This is a genomic window from Microbispora hainanensis (genome assembly GCF_006874475.1).
Lineage (GTDB): Bacteria > Actinomycetota > Actinomycetes > Streptosporangiales > Streptosporangiaceae > Microbispora > Microbispora hainanensis.
This window is the reverse complement of sequence record NZ_VIRM01000154.1, coordinates 1-937: the sequence shown is the minus strand read 5'-3', so window position 1 is coordinate 937 and position 937 is coordinate 1. Positions and strand designations below refer to the sequence as shown.

Sequence of the window (937 nt, the reverse complement as noted above, 5' to 3'; positions counted from 1 at the left end):
GATTTCGGCCGCCCCTTCCCGGCGAAACGGAGAAAGCGGAAATTATGATTTCCGATTTGCCCGCTCCCACCGACCCCGCAGCCGACAACGCCGCTGCCCAGGTCATCGAGGAGGCATTGGCCAAGGTCTCCGTCGACGGCACCCAGTCCGTCAACCCCCAGCAGACCGCCCTACGCAACCGCATCGTCGACGCCTGGCGCCGGCGCCACGGCGGCGGCAGCCCCAAGCCGATCCTGACCCTCGTCGGCGGCTACGCCGGATCCGGCAAGACCGAGTTCTCCCGCTTCCTGTCCGATATCACCGGCTGGGCGTTCCTGGACAAGGACTCCATCACCCGATCGATGACCGAACGTCTCCTCGTCTCGCTCGGCGCCGACCCCAACGACCGGCATAGCGAGCTGTACCTATCCGAGGTCCGTCCGCTGGAGTACCGGTGCCTGATGGAGACCGCGTGGGACAACCTGCACGTCGGCACCTCCGCCATCCTGTCCGCGCCGTTCATCAGCGAGCTCAACGACGAGGCATGGTTCAAGCGCCTGGAGAACCGGTGCGCCGCCAAAGGCATCGACGTGGCCGCGATCTGGGTCCGCTGTGATCCCGAGTCCATGCGCGAGTACATCGAGTTCCGCGCAGCCGCCCGCGACGCCTGGAAGCTCACCAACTGGGACGAGTACGTCTCCGGCCTCAAGACCGACGCCAGCCCGCCCACCGCACACATCACGGTCGACAACCGACTGGGCTCGGCGATCACCCTCGCCGACCAAACGCGCGAGGCGCTCAAGCGGATCCTGACGTGACCGCGCCGCCCGTGGGGGTCGTCCTGTACGGCCCGCCCGCCAGCGGCAAGAACACCATCACCGCCGCCATGCACCGGCACGACCCGCGGTTTCGCCTGCTGCCCAAGCTCAAAGTCGGCGCCGGCCGCGCTGACGGCTAC

At 67.8% G+C, this 937-nt stretch carries 1 protein-coding gene; it reads left to right on the top strand.

Features of this window, described 5'->3' with window-relative positions; genetic code table 11:
• On the top strand, positions 1 to 797 hold a 797-nt coding region (locus FLX08_RS39945; RefSeq protein WP_142625440.1), incomplete at its 5' end, for a P-loop nucleotide/nucleoside kinase family protein.
• Positions 798 to 937: the final 140 nt, after the last annotated feature.